This window comes from Idiomarina sp. (genome assembly GCF_048260185.1).
Lineage (GTDB): Bacteria > Pseudomonadota > Gammaproteobacteria > Enterobacterales > Alteromonadaceae > Idiomarina.
The window spans coordinates 165,864-181,330 of the sequence record NZ_JBLXHB010000003.1 but is presented as its reverse complement, the minus strand read 5'-3'; the positions used below and the strand labels follow the sequence as shown (position 1 = coordinate 181,330).

General features: G+C 47.6%; 13 protein-coding genes. 2 read left to right on the top strand and 11 right to left on the bottom strand.

Annotated features, from left to right (window positions below):
- Positions 1-16: 16 nt before the first annotated feature.
- Genes ACN0RF_RS08550 through sufB form a run of 4 tightly spaced genes read right to left on the bottom strand, consistent with a single transcriptional unit; the run spans position 17 to position 4,676 of the window.
- On the bottom strand, positions 17-1,234 hold the full coding sequence (locus tag ACN0RF_RS08550; protein WP_417438684.1) for an aminotransferase class V-fold PLP-dependent enzyme: 1,218 nt from the start codon (positions 1,232-1,234) through the stop codon (positions 17-19).
- Positions 1,231-2,481: a Fe-S cluster assembly protein SufD gene (gene sufD / locus ACN0RF_RS08545; RefSeq protein ID WP_417438683.1), complete on the bottom strand. Its 1,251-nt coding sequence runs from the start codon at positions 2,479-2,481 to the stop codon at positions 1,231-1,233. The genes ACN0RF_RS08550 and sufD overlap by 4 nt, the downstream gene beginning before the upstream one ends.
- A complete protein-coding gene (gene sufC, locus ACN0RF_RS08540) occupies positions 2,478-3,236 on the bottom strand; it encodes a Fe-S cluster assembly ATPase SufC (protein WP_011233416.1) in 759 nt (252 codons plus the stop codon). Before sufC ends, sufD begins: the two co-directional genes overlap by 4 nt.
- A gap of 3 nt (positions 3,237-3,239) precedes the next feature.
- Positions 3,240-4,676: a Fe-S cluster assembly protein SufB gene (gene sufB, locus ACN0RF_RS08535; RefSeq protein WP_114981736.1), complete on the bottom strand. Its 1,437-nt coding sequence runs from the start codon at positions 4,674-4,676 to the stop codon at positions 3,240-3,242.
- A 359-nt stretch (positions 4,677-5,035) separates the two neighbouring features.
- Here sufB and ACN0RF_RS08530 point away from each other — a divergent pair, with 359 nt between their 5' ends.
- Positions 5,036-5,680, top strand: coding sequence for a response regulator transcription factor (locus ACN0RF_RS08530; protein ID WP_114981734.1), 645 nt, complete (start codon positions 5,036-5,038; stop codon positions 5,678-5,680).
- 6 nt (positions 5,681-5,686) lie between these two features.
- Here ACN0RF_RS08530 and ACN0RF_RS08525 read toward each other — a convergent pair whose 3' ends face one another.
- The 5 genes from ACN0RF_RS08525 to ACN0RF_RS08505 are packed head-to-tail and all read right to left on the bottom strand — an operon-like array spanning position 5,687 to position 9,201.
- On the bottom strand, positions 5,687-6,445 hold the full coding sequence (locus ACN0RF_RS08525; RefSeq protein WP_181813908.1) for a CsgG/HfaB family protein: 759 nt from the start codon (positions 6,443-6,445) through the stop codon (positions 5,687-5,689).
- 12 nt (positions 6,446-6,457) lie between these two features.
- Entirely contained in the window at positions 6,458-6,841 is a 384-nt protein-coding gene (locus ACN0RF_RS08520) for a curli assembly protein CsgF (RefSeq protein WP_114981732.1), read from the bottom strand.
- An 11-nt stretch (positions 6,842-6,852) separates the two neighbouring features.
- Positions 6,853-7,230: a curli production assembly/transport protein CsgE gene (locus ACN0RF_RS08515; protein WP_114981731.1), complete on the bottom strand. Its 378-nt coding sequence runs from the start codon at positions 7,228-7,230 to the stop codon at positions 6,853-6,855.
- Positions 7,231-7,281: 51 nt separating this feature from the next.
- Complete coding sequence (locus tag ACN0RF_RS08510) at positions 7,282-8,769, bottom strand: hypothetical protein (RefSeq protein ID WP_417438682.1); 1,488 nt, start codon at positions 8,767-8,769, stop codon at positions 7,282-7,284.
- Between the two features lie 24 nt (positions 8,770-8,793).
- Positions 8,794-9,201: a curlin subunit CsgB gene (locus tag ACN0RF_RS08505; protein WP_114981729.1), complete on the bottom strand. Its 408-nt coding sequence runs from the start codon at positions 9,199-9,201 to the stop codon at positions 8,794-8,796.
- A gap of 317 nt (positions 9,202-9,518) precedes the next feature.
- Here ACN0RF_RS08505 and ACN0RF_RS08500 point away from each other — a divergent pair, with 317 nt between their 5' ends.
- On the top strand, positions 9,519-12,053 hold the full coding sequence (locus tag ACN0RF_RS08500; protein ID WP_417438681.1) for a S8 family serine peptidase: 2,535 nt from the start codon (positions 9,519-9,521) through the stop codon (positions 12,051-12,053).
- Positions 12,054-12,140: 87 nt separating this feature from the next.
- Here ACN0RF_RS08500 and ACN0RF_RS08495 read toward each other — a convergent pair whose 3' ends face one another.
- Together ACN0RF_RS08495 and ACN0RF_RS08490 are read right to left on the bottom strand one after the other, a co-directional pair.
- Positions 12,141-13,979: a S8 family peptidase gene (locus ACN0RF_RS08495; protein WP_417438680.1), complete on the bottom strand. Its 1,839-nt coding sequence runs from the start codon at positions 13,977-13,979 to the stop codon at positions 12,141-12,143.
- A gap of 286 nt (positions 13,980-14,265) precedes the next feature.
- Positions 14,266-15,276, bottom strand: coding sequence for an isopenicillin N synthase family dioxygenase (locus ACN0RF_RS08490; protein WP_287795809.1), 1,011 nt, complete (start codon positions 15,274-15,276; stop codon positions 14,266-14,268).
- Positions 15,277-15,467 lie beyond the last annotated feature (191 nt).

Below are 15,467 nucleotides of genomic sequence, written 5' to 3'. Positions count from 1 at the left end.
GAGTCTCCTCCTGCCATTAGGCTAGCATTAAACGAGCTTTGTTGATGCCTTCAAACAGCTTATCAACCTCGTCTAATGTATTATAAATGGTAAATGACGCGCGCGCAGTACCTGGTACATTCAGGCGTTTCATTAGCGGTTGAGCGCAGTGGTCACCAGTACGAATGGCTATGCCTTGCTTGTCCAGCAAGAAGCCAATATCAGCCGGGTGTGCGCCATCTAAAATAAAGCTTAGCACGCCAATTTTGTTGTCGGCGTGGCCAACAATGGTTAAGCCATCGGTTTGCTCTGCCAGCTCGGTTGCGCGTGCCAGTAAGGCGGTTTCGTGAGCTAGAATGTCGGCTTTATTAAATTGCTGTAACCAGTTTATAGCTGCCGCCAGACCAATGGCACCAGCGATATTTGGCGTACCGGCTTCCAGTCGGTTTGGTAATTCACCCCAGGTGGCGTCCTGGTAACTGACTGTCGCTATCATTTCGCCACCGACTAACCATATAGGCCAGTCTTTTAAAACCTCGTAACAACCCCATAGCACGCCAATGCCGGTTGGCCCGAATAGCTTATGACCGGAAAACGCATAAAAATCACAGCCAATGTCCTGCACATCGATAGCGCCATGTGCAACACCCTGAGCACCGTCTATCATGACCAGTGCGTCTTTGGCTTTAGCGGCAGCGGTGAGTTCTTTAATTGGGTTAATGGTACCCAGCGCATTGGAAATGTGCGGCATTGAAACGAAAGCCGTGTTCTCGCTCAACAGAGCGTGAAACTGCTCGGTATTCAGTGAACCGTCTTCGTTAATGGGTACGACTTTCAATGTGGCGCCAGAACGCTTACACGCCTGTTGCCAGGTTACCAGGTTCGCATGGTGCTCCATTTCGGTCACCAGCACTTCTTCACCGGGTTTTAAGCGCTGAGCAACACCATTAGCGACCAGGTTAATACCTTCGGTGGTGCCGCTGGTCCAGATAACCTCTTCTTGACGATTAGCATGTATGTAATCAGCTACGGTTTTACGTGCGGCTTCGTAGCGACGGGTGGCTTCATCAGAAAGATAATGAGCTCCGCGATGAACATTAGCGTTGCACTGAGTATAGTAATCCGTCAGCGCATCGATGACCGCTTGTGGCTTTTGCGTGGTGGCAGCGTTATCCAGATAAACCAGTGGTTTACCGTTTACCTGCCGTTGCAGTATCGGAAACTGCTCACGAATTTGTGCAACGTTCAGGCTCATTGCTTCTCCATCATACTTTCAAAGCGGGTTTTCAAAATAGGCTGCAGCCAGTCGGCCAGGGCTTTATTTGGCATCTGGAACACCATTTCCTGTACGAAGCCAAAGTTGAGCATAACCAGCGCTTGTTGCCTGTCGATGCCACGCGTTAGCATGTAATACAACGCTTCTTCATCAATTTCAGCAACCGTTGCACCGTGTGCACACTGTACATCGTCTGCGTAAATTTCCAGCTCAGGCTTAGTATTAATTTGCGCACCACGAGTCAGCAGCAGGTTACGATTATTCAGTTCGGCCAGGGTTTTTTGCGCATGGCGGTGAATATGAATGCGGCCATTAAATACTGCTTTTGCCCTGTCACCGATAATGCCGCGGGCGTTCTCTTCGGTCGTGCCGTTAGGTGAGGCATGTTCGATGGTGCTGTGCAGATCGAAGTGCTGGCGTGGAGCCAGTAAATACACGTTATTAAACTTGGCGAACGCATGCTCACCAGCGTGTTCAATATCTACGTCCAGACGCGTTAACTGACTGCCGTAGCCAATTAGGGTGCTGTTCAGTCTGGCGTGATCGTGCAGTTTAAAGTGGCTGCCGCCAATGTGAATCGCTTCGCCTTCGTGCAGGGCAAAACGGTAATGCTCTAAACGCGCTTTTTCGGCTATGTCATATTCAGCAAAGACGGTATTCAGGCTGTTACCTGAGCCGCTGCCGTGCTCAATAATGGTTGCCTGCGCATTTTCACCAACACGTACCAGCGTACGCTGATGAGACTCAATACCGGCAGATGCAAAATTAACTATGCGAATGGGCTGTTCAACTTTAGTGTTAGCTGCAATGTCGATAACAACGCCTTGCTGCGCCAATACGTCGTTCACCAGACCAAACAAATGACGACTGGGTTTTACTTGCGCAAAAATAGCTTCAGCGGGTTCGCTGGGTGCTGAAAGTTCACTAATAGTGATACCTTCAGGTAACTTAAGCTTGCTGATGTCGGTACTAAGCTGACCGTCGACAAACACCAAATCCAGACTGTTTAAGCCTTCAATGACTGGTGCTTCGGCAGTCGCGCTACCGGTGCCGGATTTCAGCTCTAAATCAGCAACCGGATGCAACGACGTATAACGCCAGGCTTCGGTGCGGCGTGTCGGCCATTGCTGTTGCTTTAACGTGTCCAAGGCTTGTGCCCGGACCGGAGATAGCCAATCGTCAACGGTCGAGGCACGCTCTAAAACGTGGTTTAACCATTGACTCATGCATCTGCTCCTTCTGCTTCAGCTAACCAGGCATAACCTGATGCTTCGACTTCTTTAGCCAGTTCAGGACCGCCACTTTTCACTATTTTGCCTTTAGACAAAATGTGAACATAGTCAGGCTCAATGTAGTCCAGCAAACGTTGGTAGTGGGTGACCACAATAAAGCTGCGCTTGCCGTCGCGCTGGCTGTTAACACCCTTTGCGACCACTTGCAGTGCATCGACATCAAGCCCGGAATCTGACTCATCCAGAATCGCAATTTTTGGCTCCAGCATGATCATCTGCATAATTTCGTTACGCTTTTTCTCACCACCGGAAAAGCCTTCATTGACGCCACGCTTTAAGAAGTCGAGCGGTAACTCAACTTGCTTACAGGCTTCTTTGGCTTTTTTCAGGAATTCAGCTGAGCTCAAAGCGCTTTCGCCATGAGCTTCACGCATGGCATTTACAGATTCCTTCATAAATTCCATGTTGCTGACGCCGGGAATTTCAACAGGGTACTGAAAAGCCAGAAATATACCGGCCTGGGCACGCTCTTCCACTTCCATGTCCAGTAAGTCTTTACCGTCCATTTCTACGCTGCCGCTTTCTACTTCGTAGCCATCGCGGCCGGATAAAACGTAACCTAAAGTACTTTTACCGGCACCGTTAGGACCCATAATAGCGTGTACTTCGCCGGGTTTTATTTCCAGATTCAGGCCTTTCAAAATTGTTGTTTCTTCCACACGTGCGTGCAGGTCTTTAATCGATAGCATGTTTTACCCCACTGAACCTTCAAGACTGATTTCAAGCAACTTACCGGCTTCCACCGCAAACTCCATTGGTAGTTCGCGGAATACCTCTTTACAGAAGCCATTTACAATCATTGAGACTGCTTTTTCAGGGTCCAGGCCTCGTTGCCGACATAAGAATAATTGATCGTCACTCACCTTAGAGGTGGTGGCTTCGTGTTCAACAATCGCGGTTGGATTGCTGCTTTCAATATACGGGAATGTGTGTGCGCCGCACTGGTCGCCAATAAGCAGCGAATCACATTCGGTAAAGTTACGCGCGCCCTCGGCACCTGGGCCCATACGAACCAGACCTCGGTAAGCGTTATTACTGCGACCGGCGGAAATACCTTTGGAAATGATGGTCGACTTGGTGTTCTTACCTAAATGGATCATTTTGGTGCCGGTATCGGCTTGTTGTCTGCCGCGGGTTAACGCAACTGAGTAGAATTCCCCAACGCTGTTATCGCCTTTAAGAATACAGCTTGGATACTTCCAGGTAACGGCAGAGCCTGTCTCTACCTGAGTCCAGGAGATCTTCGCGTTTTTCTCGCACAGGCCGCGTTTAGTGACAAAGTTATAGATACCGCCTTTGCCGTTTTCATCACCCGGATACCAGTTTTGCACCGTAGAGTATTTGATCTCCGCGTTATCCAGTGCAACCAACTCAACTACGGCCGCGTGTAATTGGTTTTCGTCACGTTGTGGTGCGGTACAACCTTCCAGATAACTAACGTGACTGCCTTCTTCGGCGACAATTAAGGTACGCTCAAACTGACCGGTATTCTGTTCGTTTATGCGGAAGTAAGTTGATAGTTCCATAGGGCAGCGAACGCCTTTTGGAATATAAACAAACGAGCCATCGGTGAATACGGCACTGTTCAGCGCAGCAAAGAAGTTATCGCCACGGGGAACCACGGTACCTAAGTACTTTTTAACTAATTCAGGGTACTTGTGAAGGGCTTCAGAGATAGGGCAGAAGATAACGCCTGCTTCTTCCAGCTTCTCGCGGAATGTTGTGACCACGGATACTGAATCGAAGACCGCATCAACAGCTACGCCCGCCAGCATTTCCTGCTCATGCAGAGGAATACCCAGCTTTTCGTATGTGCGTAGCAGTTCCGGATCAACCTCGTCTAACGACTTAGGCTTGTCTTTCATACTCTTAGGTGCTGAGTAGTATGAAATTGACTGGTAATCTACCTTAGGATAATCGACGTGTGCCCAGTCAGGCTCTTCCATTTTTAACCAGGTGCGATAAGCCTTCAGACGCCATTCCAGCATCCATTCAGGCTCACCCTTAATGGCGGACAGACGGGCAATGACGTCCTCGTCCAAACCAATTGGGAAAGTTTCTGACTCTATTTCTGAAATGAAGCCTGCGTCGTATTTACGCGCAAGCGCCTGATCAATCTGTTCACTCATGATTTACCCACTCTAAAAGCTGCGGATGGGAGTTTCGCCCGTTACTGACCGACAGTATAAAATACCTGACTAAAACACTCAACTTTATCTGCTGACCAACATTATACGGGATCACAGCCTTTTTGTCGCTTATTTCGCCGGGTGAGGTAAGCCTGTTGCTCTTTATTTTAAATGCTATAAGGTAAATTAGAATGGTTGTTATGTTTTGTTGCATGTTCTAAGGTGCCATGTCTTTTAGTACAAAATCTAATCATATATTGTAAAGAGCCACATCAATCGTTGTAAAAATGTAATATGAGAAGAATATAAGAAGAAAAGTACAGTAATAAAATAAGCTTTTAGGTTTAGGGAGGGCTGTTATGGGACGTTATACGCGGTTAGCTTTAATCGAACACCAAAAACGTACGCAGAACTTAGGGTTGCTGGCAGAATCCTTAGAGATATCAGTCGTCCATCGTGCATTTTCTCAACTTGTTGATCGTTCGCCAGAGCCGGAAACCATGGTGGCTTATTCGCTGGGATCGGAGCAGTTATCTCGTTCCCACATTACCAGTGAAATTGCTGCATTAACCAAAACTTATCCGTTGTTTTTAGTTAATGCGAGAAAAGACGATGTTCGTCCTATTCAGGCTCTGAACCTTGGTGCCCGAGGTATCATCTATGAAAACGACCATTTAGATCGGGTACTGACCGCGATAAAAGTGATTAGCCAGGGGGAGCTTTATTATCCGCGTTCATTGCTTTCAGATAAAATTGAAGAAATGATGCTGCGGCGACAAGCGGATGACTCTTTTACTACTGTGTCTCAAATTAATTCCCTTACGCCACAAGAGTTAAAAATTATAGAGTTGGTTGCTACCGGAGCTCGCAATAAAGAAATTGCTGAGCACTTAAACATCAGTGCCCATACGGTGAAAACACACTTGTCTTCCATTTTTCGAAAGACCGGGGCGCGTAACCGGGTCGAATTACTAAAGTGGTCCAGTTACGCGACATCCGTTTAACTCTGGTTAGCTCTCTGCACGCCAGTACCCCATGTCCAGGCCTTTTTCTATTAACTCTACCAGCGCTCGTTCCATCGCTTGTTTTACTGACAATTGAACCGGTTCGTTGGTTGAATAACCGCCTTCGAATTCGGCCAGACGGTTGAGAGATACATAGCGAAACAGACCCGCCCGGAGCTCCTGTGAGAACACTTTTTTACTTGCCGATACCGATACCAGTACCTGCCCGCTGTAAACGTCTACTGCTCGTAAATAGACGGATACCTGGTCTTCCCGGTAGAGCTCTGATGCACCAATACCAAAATATTCTGCGCCGATGCCGCCAGTGCTGACATTGGTATCGTAGCTTATAATACCGCCTTCCAGCAGCAACCTGGCCTCACTTAACGGGGGCAGCTCTTTATTTTTACTGGAGTTATGTATCTTTCGTTCGGTTAACAAGTTTTGCAGGTTTTCACGCTCCATAGGTAAGAACCAACCTGACTCCAGTAACATTTGAGTGAGCATAGAGGTTGCTCCCTGAGTTACTGCGGTAGAAAAGCTGGAAACATTAGCCTGTGGTTTATACTGCCCAGTTTGGTCCCTAAAGGCATAAACCGATACCGGAATACGGGTCTGGGGTAATGGGCTTTGCTTCAAAGTTGTCATTGTTGAGCTGGGCGCGTCAATTTCAGCGGGCTTTACATTGATGTCCGTTGGCTTGGGCATTAACGCGCAGCCGCTCATAACAAGTGACGCTAAAATGAGGAAAATTTTACGCATGATTATTCTCCTCACTTATATTGAAGGCATGGTGATAACAGTCTGTTCACCGCTGCCGTTATGAGTGATGTAGACAATAACGCTACCGTCTGGCTGACCAACAACTTCAACCGTGTACTCACCTGTGTCATACAGGCCTTCAACAATTTCGCCATCCGCAATACGGCGGGTAAGTGAATTGATGATATTACGCTCTAACGCTTCGCGGAAACGGTCAACAAAAGAGCGGGCGGAATCAGGTGCTGAATGAGCATTCTGACTTTGTGCTTTTTGTAATAAAAAACTCCCGTTCATTGGGTTTCCACCAAAGCTCGGGTTAATAGGTTGATAGACAATTTCAGTTGCTGCGGCATTTACTGCCACAAGCAAACAACCAATGAAGAGCCAACGTAATTTCATAATCTGCGCCTTTAAAAATTATTATCTTGTGGCGTATCAAATACAGAGTCCGCTTTTACTCGCGCGACTTCGTTAATACTGATCAAAATGGCTTTCTCGGCCATTTTCTTGACATCGTTTTGCCGTCTTCCGAAGTAAGTCTGGAATATCTTGGTTTGCTCCATCTCCACCCACAAATAGGTGCCAGCCTGGGGGTAGACCTGCTCGTGAATAACAACGGTAATACCGTTGGTTGAGGGAATGTCACGCCAATAGCTGGTGTAGTAGAAGAAGAAGTCTTTACCGAAACGTGAAATGGTTCGGTCCAGCACCATGCCGCCAAGCTCTATTTCGTCAGCCTGACTAACCGGAGTAAACAGCAGAACGATTAGAATGAGTTTCTTTAGCATAAGGACTAAGAAAGCGGCCGCACAAAGTGGCGCAGCCGCTAACCTTACTTCTTAGTATTGAACAACAGTAGCGACGTTGTAGTCGCCTTGCTGATACACACTCATAGTGTTGCTGTCACTGGCCTGACCGCCGGTAACAACGTTGTAGTCACCTACTTGCTGAATATCGACGCTGCCATTACTGCCGCCAACAATGAACGAGCCGTCATCTCCGGCGATAACGTTGCTGTTACCTTCCTGATAGAAGCTGATTAGGTTCTCATCGCCACCAATAATGGTATCGATTAAGTTAATATCGCCTTGTTGTTCAGAACCTAACGTGTTGCCTGAGGTAGTGCCTGCGTCGTAAGAGTAAGCCAGGGTTACGTTACCGTCACCAACCTGGTTGGACATGACATCGTTGTCGTCGCCCACAAACACAACTTCGGCTGTGTTTGCATCACCGCGCTGACGGCTTTGGATGTCGTTAGAAACGCCCTGTACAGCCACTCCGTTAAAGTTGTCATCACCTCGGCTGCTGACCATAATGTCATTTTGCTCACCGTAAGATTCACCGACAGCAGTGTTGTTATCGCCTGCTTGCTCAAGCTCAACATTATGCATGTCGCCTTCGGTTGCAAACACTGCGTAGTTATTGTCTCCGCGTTGGTACGCATCAATTAAGTTGTCGTTACCAATCATGCCATTCGCAGCTTCAACAACGTTTGAGCTACCTTGCTGCTGAACAACAATAAAGTTAGCTTCGCCCTGAATAGGTTGAATCAGGAATTCGTTGGCTGAACCGTCCTGAAATACATCAACAAAGTTTTCGTTACCCTGTAAGTCTTCGGCAATGAAAATGTTAGATGAACCATATTGCTGAGCATAAACCTCGTTGTCATCACCATCCGCACCAACAACGCCTGCAACGTTGCCGTCACCTTCTTGTGATGCTTCAAAGGTATTGCGGTCACCGGTCGCATTGAAATAGCCTGACTCATTCAGTGAGCCAGACTGTTCACTCAAGAACAGGTTGTCACTGCCTGAAATCTGGAAGTTGCTCCAGTTGGAATCGCCAGACTGGTAAATTTCTGCTGTATTATAGTCTCCGCTGAGATCAATGGCGGCCTCGTTCGCATCACCTGACTGCTCAGCAACTGCGGTGTTGCCGTCGCCCTGAAGGAAAATGCTGGCAGAGTTCAAACTGCCTTCCTGATAAGCTGATAACCAGTTGTCATCACCAACGACATCGGCATTGAAAACGTTCCAGAGTCCAGACTGCTCACCTTCGACCAGGTTGAAGTCGCCGGTAACATAGGCATAAGCTTCCTGCCAGTCGTCAAACTGCAGCAGTGATGTAACGTTATCGTCACCGTATTGGTCGGCATAGGCCCAGTGTGCGGCTCCGGCCTGTTCAACATAGACTTCGTTACCAACTTCAACGGCACCAGCCGATTCTTGATTAATAACGGCAATGTGGTTTTCGGCAACTGCACTACCCGCAAAGGCAATGCCTAAAGCAAGAGCGATAGCACTTTTCTTTATAAGTATTTTCGACATGATTGTTCTCCGTAATTGTTGTAATCAAAACTGCGTGATGGACATTTCAGCTGCAGAGCCTGATTGTTGGATAGTAATAGCATTGTCGCTACCCAGCTGTTGTAGCTGAATAAGGTTGCTATTTCCCAACTGCAGGATGGTTGCTGAATTACCGCGTCCTGATTGTTCTGCAGTGACAGAATTATTGAACCCTTGCTGTTCCAGGCTAAGAGTGTTTTCAAAGCCAGACTGAACCAAATACGCGTAATTTTGCTCGCCCGACTGGATAACTGAAGTGAGGTTATAAGATCCGAGTTGAGCAATTTCTGCATGGTTTGCAAGGGCCTGCCGCTCCAGTAACCCTGCTAATGCAACAGGAATGTCTTTTGCCACTCCGGGGAGTGAGACAAAAAGCAAAACCAATGCTGCTAAAAGTTGTTTTTTGTAAATCAAAGCGGAACACCTTTTGTTAATAATTCCGCTAACAAGAATAAGTGGTTCAGAGGCCTGAACAATCGTATGAAAGGGGTATTTTATATGACTGCTTCGTGATGTTTTTGAATTAAAATATCATTATATTTCAAATGCTTGATTTGTTAATTCTGCTTCTCTGCACCAAACGGCCTAGTCCTTTATTCGTATTTATGATCAGATTTCGTAAAGCTATATCTTTCGAGATACCTTTACGTCAAAAATATGCTAGTTATTTTGTAGTGCTTAAGTTTTAGGCACGACGATAACTCATAAAACAACAAGACAGAGGAAGCAAAATGGCTAATATTAAAAAGTTAGTCGTTGGTATTTCTATGGTGTTAGTCGCGGGTTCAGCTGCAGCGGCAACCGATAAGAAAGCTGATGATGATTCACTGCTGGTTATGTTTAAGCAGTCAGTGACGAAAGAGCAACGACAAGATTTGATTCAAAATGCAGGTGGCAGTTTACGCGCACTTGATGACAGCGGTCGTGATATAGCAATGCGTCATATTGTTGATGGCAGAATTGCGAAAGTTAAGGTGCGCAATGCGAAACAGCGCGATGCGTTAATAAAGCGTCTGTCTCAACACCCCCTGGTTGAGGTTGCTGAGCCTAACTACATTATTAATATTAAAGACTCAAAAGAGCCCGGATTTAATATACTTGCGACTCCAGATGATCCTGGTTTCGGTGATATGTGGGCGCTGGAGAACACCGGGCAGAGCGGCGGTACGCCGGGTGTGGATATTGATGCGCGGCCAGCCTGGGATATTACGACTGGCGACAGTAATATTGTTATCGGTGTCATCGACAGCGGTGTTGACTATACGCACCCGGATTTAGCCGGAAATATGTGGGTTAATCCCGGTGAAATCTGCGACAACGGCGAAGATGACGATGGCAACGGTGTTGTCGATGATTGCTATGGTTACTCGGCTATAACATCCAGCGGTGATCCAATGGATGAAAACGGCCATGGCACGCACGTTGCCGGAACCATTGGTGCAACATCAAACAATGGCGTGGGCGTTACCGGGGTTAACTGGGATGTGCAAATTATAGGTTGTCAGTTCCTCGATGCCGATGGTTATGGTAGTACAGCTGGCGCTATCGAGTGTATTGATTATATGGCCAATTTAAAGGTTAACCATGGGGTAAATTTGGTTGCGACTAATAACTCCTGGGGTGGCGGTGCTTATTCAGAGTCGTTAAAAACAGCCATCAGCGACAGTATTGATCAGGGTATTATGTTTGTTTCAGCGGCAGGGAACGATGGTATCGATGCAGACGTTACGGCAAGTTACCCTGGTGGGTACGATCTTGACGGTATTGTGAATGTTGCTAATACAACGCGTACCGACAGTATGTCCGGAACGTCAACCTATGGTCTGGAGTCTGTTGATTTAGGTGCTCCGGGTACTGAAATTCTTTCCACTTACTTAAATGATGGCTATGCAACGGCGAGCGGAACATCAATGGCCAGTCCACATGTTGCAGGTGTTGCTGCATTAGTCTGGTCAATTGACCCAAGCCTGACAATTGCCGAAGTGAAGCAAATTCTTATGGATTCCGGTGAGAGTATTCCTGCGTTATCGGGTAAAACGGTCTCCGGGAAGCGCCTGAATGCATTAAGTGCTTTAGAGGCTGCCGACCCTGATCCTGCTTACCGGTTAACTTTGTCTCCGGGCAGACAGGAAATTGTCGCTGGTGACAGCACAACCTTTACTCTGGATGTTGGCAGTATTGCAGATTGGTCGGGTACCGTTGATTTAAGTGTTGCGGCTGAGCCTGAACTGGATGTTTCGCTGTCCTCAAGTCAGGCTGACGAAGGAGACAGTGTCGATGTACAGGTGAATACAACCGATGAGACACAATGGGGTGAGTACAGCATCACTGTCAGTGGCTCAGATGTTGAAACGGGCGAAATTACCCGTGAAGTGAGCTCGGCTGTGTATGTTCTGCCGCAAGGTTTGTCAGACTTCTATTATGAAGACGCAGCAAATACGGATATTCCGGATGATGACAATGAGGGTATTTCGCGAGTCATTAATGTGCCTGAAACGGGTGTTGTTTTTGGTGCGGATGTGAGTGTTGATATTACTCATACCTGGCAGGGCGACCTGATTGTCAGCTTAACCTCGCCTGAAGGTACTGAGCATGTATTGCACGACCGTGCTGGTGGTAGTACTGAAGATTTAGTGCGCAGCTGGTCTGTTGATACCTTTAATGGTGAAGATATGACGGGTGACTGGACACTGACCGTTTCAGATAATGCCGGCGCTGATACAGGCACATTAAATCATTGGTCATTAACGTTAACGGCGGTGGAAGAAGATGATGGTTTGCCGGATGCGCCGGTTGCCAGCTTCGAAGCCAGTGTTGATGATTTAACCGTAACCTTTAGCAATACTTCGTCAGACAGTGACGGCGATATTGCCAGCTATTTCTGGGAGTTTGGTGACGGTAGCACATCGACTGAAGCTAACCCGGTTTACGCTTACTCTGAAGCCGGAATTTACGATGTAACATTAACGGTTACAGATGCAACTGAGCTGTCTGATAGCGTAACGCAGTCGGTTAATGTCAGCATAACGGACATTGAACTGAGTGTTTATCGTGCAACTCATTTGCGTAACGATACAACCTTAGTTGATTTACGCTGGAGCGGTGCTGCCGGAGATGTTGATCTTTACCGTGACGGTGAGTTTATCGAAACCCTGGATAATTCAGGTCGATACCGCGATCGCTTTAAGTCAGATGGTAGTGACGTAGTTTATGAACTGTGTGAAACCGGAACAGAAGCTTGTCAGTCAGCTACAGCCAGCTTCTAATGCTGAGTTGAGTTAGGCCAACAGTTGTAACGTATAAAGGGCACCAGTCGGTGCCCTTTTCTATGCTCAATTATACCTGGCGGTTAATTAAGGTTCATAGCGCGCTTCAAGATCGACGCCTGAGTATGCGCTGTAGGCAAAGACACCAATGTGCCAGCGACCTTCCTGAGGGTTGTCGATAGTGCAGACTTCTTCGTTTCCTGCATTATAAGGACGGCAGTCCCAGTTTGACTGAGTCGGCTGGCTGCCCTGACGCAGGTATAGATCCGCATCGCCGCTGCCACCAGTGATGGTTACTGTCAATGTAGACATGCCAGCCGGAACGTCCAGATAGAAGCGGTTCCACTCATTAGTGGACGCTGATAAGTCATCGACAGTGCCACCACCGCCAGATGAGCCGTCATCGCCACCATTATCACCGCCGTTTCCGCCGCCGGAAGCCAGTGCTACTGCCGCAGCGGCATCAACGATACCAGTACCGCAACCGTTGCAACTACCCGGGAAAGAGCGGGCTGAGTTACGCAGAATCTGCTCGATATCATCTGGTGTCGCTGCAGGATCAGCGGCTTTAATTAAAGCGGCCGCGCCTGCTACGTGAGGTGCTGCCATTGACGTGCCCTGGCTGTAGCCGTAGCTATCAGAGCCTGGTGTTGAAGTACCTGTGTTGTAAGTGGACAGCACACCGTTAGGGTCGTTAGCGCTTTGCATTGCACCGCCAGGTGCTGCAACGTCAACATTCGAACCATAATTTGAATAGTAAGCGCGATCGCCATTGCGGTCAGTAGAGGCTACGTTAACAACACCGTTACAGTTACCCGGATTGTAGTTGGTTGAGTTGTCGTTGCTGTTACCAGAAGCCACGACTACTGTAGCGCCGTTATTACGAGCGGTGTTGATTGCATTCTGGGTTGTGGTGGAGCAGGTACCGCTGCCGCCCAGACTCATGTTTAAGACATCGGCCGGGTTAGCATTAGGGCTTGTTCCCGGAACCGAACCGCCTGAGGCCCAGACAATACCGTCGGCAATATCGGCTGTGGTTCCGCCACAGCGACCAAGAACACGTACGGGTACAATTTTAGCGCCATAGGCAACTCCGGCGACACCGGTGGAGTTATTTGTTTCAGCGGCAATGGTTCCTGCAACGTGAGTACCATGCCAGCTAGAGTCTTGATCCTGAGCCGGGTAACCATTACCACAGGCTCCGGCACTGACCCAGTCGCCCGGATCTTGTGCGTCGCTGTCGCGACCGTCGCCGTCATTAGCGATAAAGCTGTCTGAAATCATGTCGTAGCCGGGTAAAATATTACCGGCCAAATCAGAATGTGGGCGATAACCGGTATCGAGTACGGCTACAACAACGCCGCTGCCGTCTACTGAATCCCAGGCAGTTGGGGCATTCAGTCCACCAACGCTCTCATAATAATGCCACTGGTCGTCATAGTTAGGGTCGTTTGGTGTGGCAAAGTGACGGAGAATTTTATTTTCCTCTACGAATTCAACGTCGCTGTCTGCTTTAAGTGACTGAAGGTATTCTTTTGTTTCTTCCGGGCTTAAGCGGCCTTGTGCTTTTACGACGAAGTGTTGTTGTAAAGCCATGGAACGCTCAAAGGCGACACTTTTGCCGGTGCGTTTAGAAAGCACTGAGGTAAAGCCACGCATTTGTTGGGCGACAGCCGCCGCATTTGATGAAGGGTGTTCTGCCGATTGTTGTTGCATTTGCTGCACAACTTGAGAGCCATCTTTAAGCTTAACAATAAAGCTGGTTGCAGGTCCGTTTGACCGCTCTTTCAGTGATGGCTTTGCGCCATTATTGCCGTTATCAGATCCGTTCTTCGATAAGGTTTCAGCTGCTACGCTGGTGCCAGCTAATAAGCCTGACAGTGCGATAGCAATTAACGTCTTATGCTGTTTATTTTTTGTCATCATAAGATTCTCTTTGTTGTTTTTCTGTGAATTTAAATTTAGTGATAAACAGCATCACTAGATACGTAACGTTATGTTACATAAGTAGATTCTGTAGAGAATGTTTAAAAAGTAAACCTTGCTAACAGTATGGAAATATAACTAATATTATGTTTTATGGGTTTTTGTTACCCCATGTTAACGTCTTGAAAGTCAACGTTCACGTAAGTTGACGTCATTTTTAAAAATGACGAATGATTTACACAACTTTACTTATATCGTTTTGTTATATTTTTATAGCAAGACTTGATTAACAGGAGCTGCATTTTTCTTCTGACGCGTAAAAACGCGCTGATACGTCCGGGTGGGAGCGCTTTCTGCCTTTCATCACGTTTTCGCCAACGTTATGCAGCAAAGGGTTGCCCGGATCACTGGTTGGCCCCTTCGCGTGTTTTGCTAAATGGGAAGGGAGTTTTAACACCGGTACCGAAGCATTCAGCTGAGCGGCCATGAAGAATGCCGACGAATAACGAGTAACCCCAGTTTTAGGGCTGCTAACACGATGGTTAGTCGCTTTTAAATAGCCATTAGACGCCAGCTCCAGTAATTCGCCGATATTTACCACAAAAGCGCCGGGGCGCGGAGCCACCTTGTACCATTGTTGCTCGTACTCCACTTCCAGTCCGCTGTTTTCGTCTTGCAGAACTAAGGTGAGGTAGCCCGGATCCTTATGCGCACCAACACCCTGACCAGAGGCTTCTGGGCTGCCGGGGTATTTAATAAGCTTAGTATGACGGTAAGGACCGTTGCTGATGGTTTCAGCCAATGCGTCAGCCGGTTGCTCCAGGCTTTCGCATAACGCCGCCAAAAGCTGCAGAGACACTTCGGTTAGCTTGTCCTGCCAGGACAACAACTGGCTTTTTATGGCAGGCAATTGCCGAGGCCACTGGTTAGGGCCTATGAGTTTTTGCCACTCATGGTGTATAGCGGATGCAGACAGAGCAGGCAATTCGTCCATTATATCAAATTGTTCACGACGATCCGGCCGGCCTGCCGTTAACTCGGAATAGTTTGCTGAGTAGCCACGAAAATGCGGTGAATGAATCATTTGTACCTGTTTCTTTTCGGCATCACTGAGTGCAAAAAAGCTTTTAGCGGTGTCCAGTACCTTCACCTGTTCTGCCAAGGAAATTCCGTGGTCTTCCAGATAGAAGAAGCCAACATCACGCGCAGCTCTACCGAGGTCAGCAATGAATTGCTGGCGGTCAGAGTCACTGAGGTAAAGTTTTCGCATGGATAATACAGGTATCGGGCTTTGCATAATTGACTCAACAGGTTGTTTCTGCGGCTGAGTTTACGTTGTCATGCAGCACTAACTGAAGAATCAAAATCTTCTATGGTAGACAGCTTGGCTATATCAATAATCTGCAATTAAGCCGGTACTTATTTCTGCTAGTACTCGACCCGTAACAGCTGCCTGTGTAAAATCTTTGGGTCTTTAATTAACCAGTG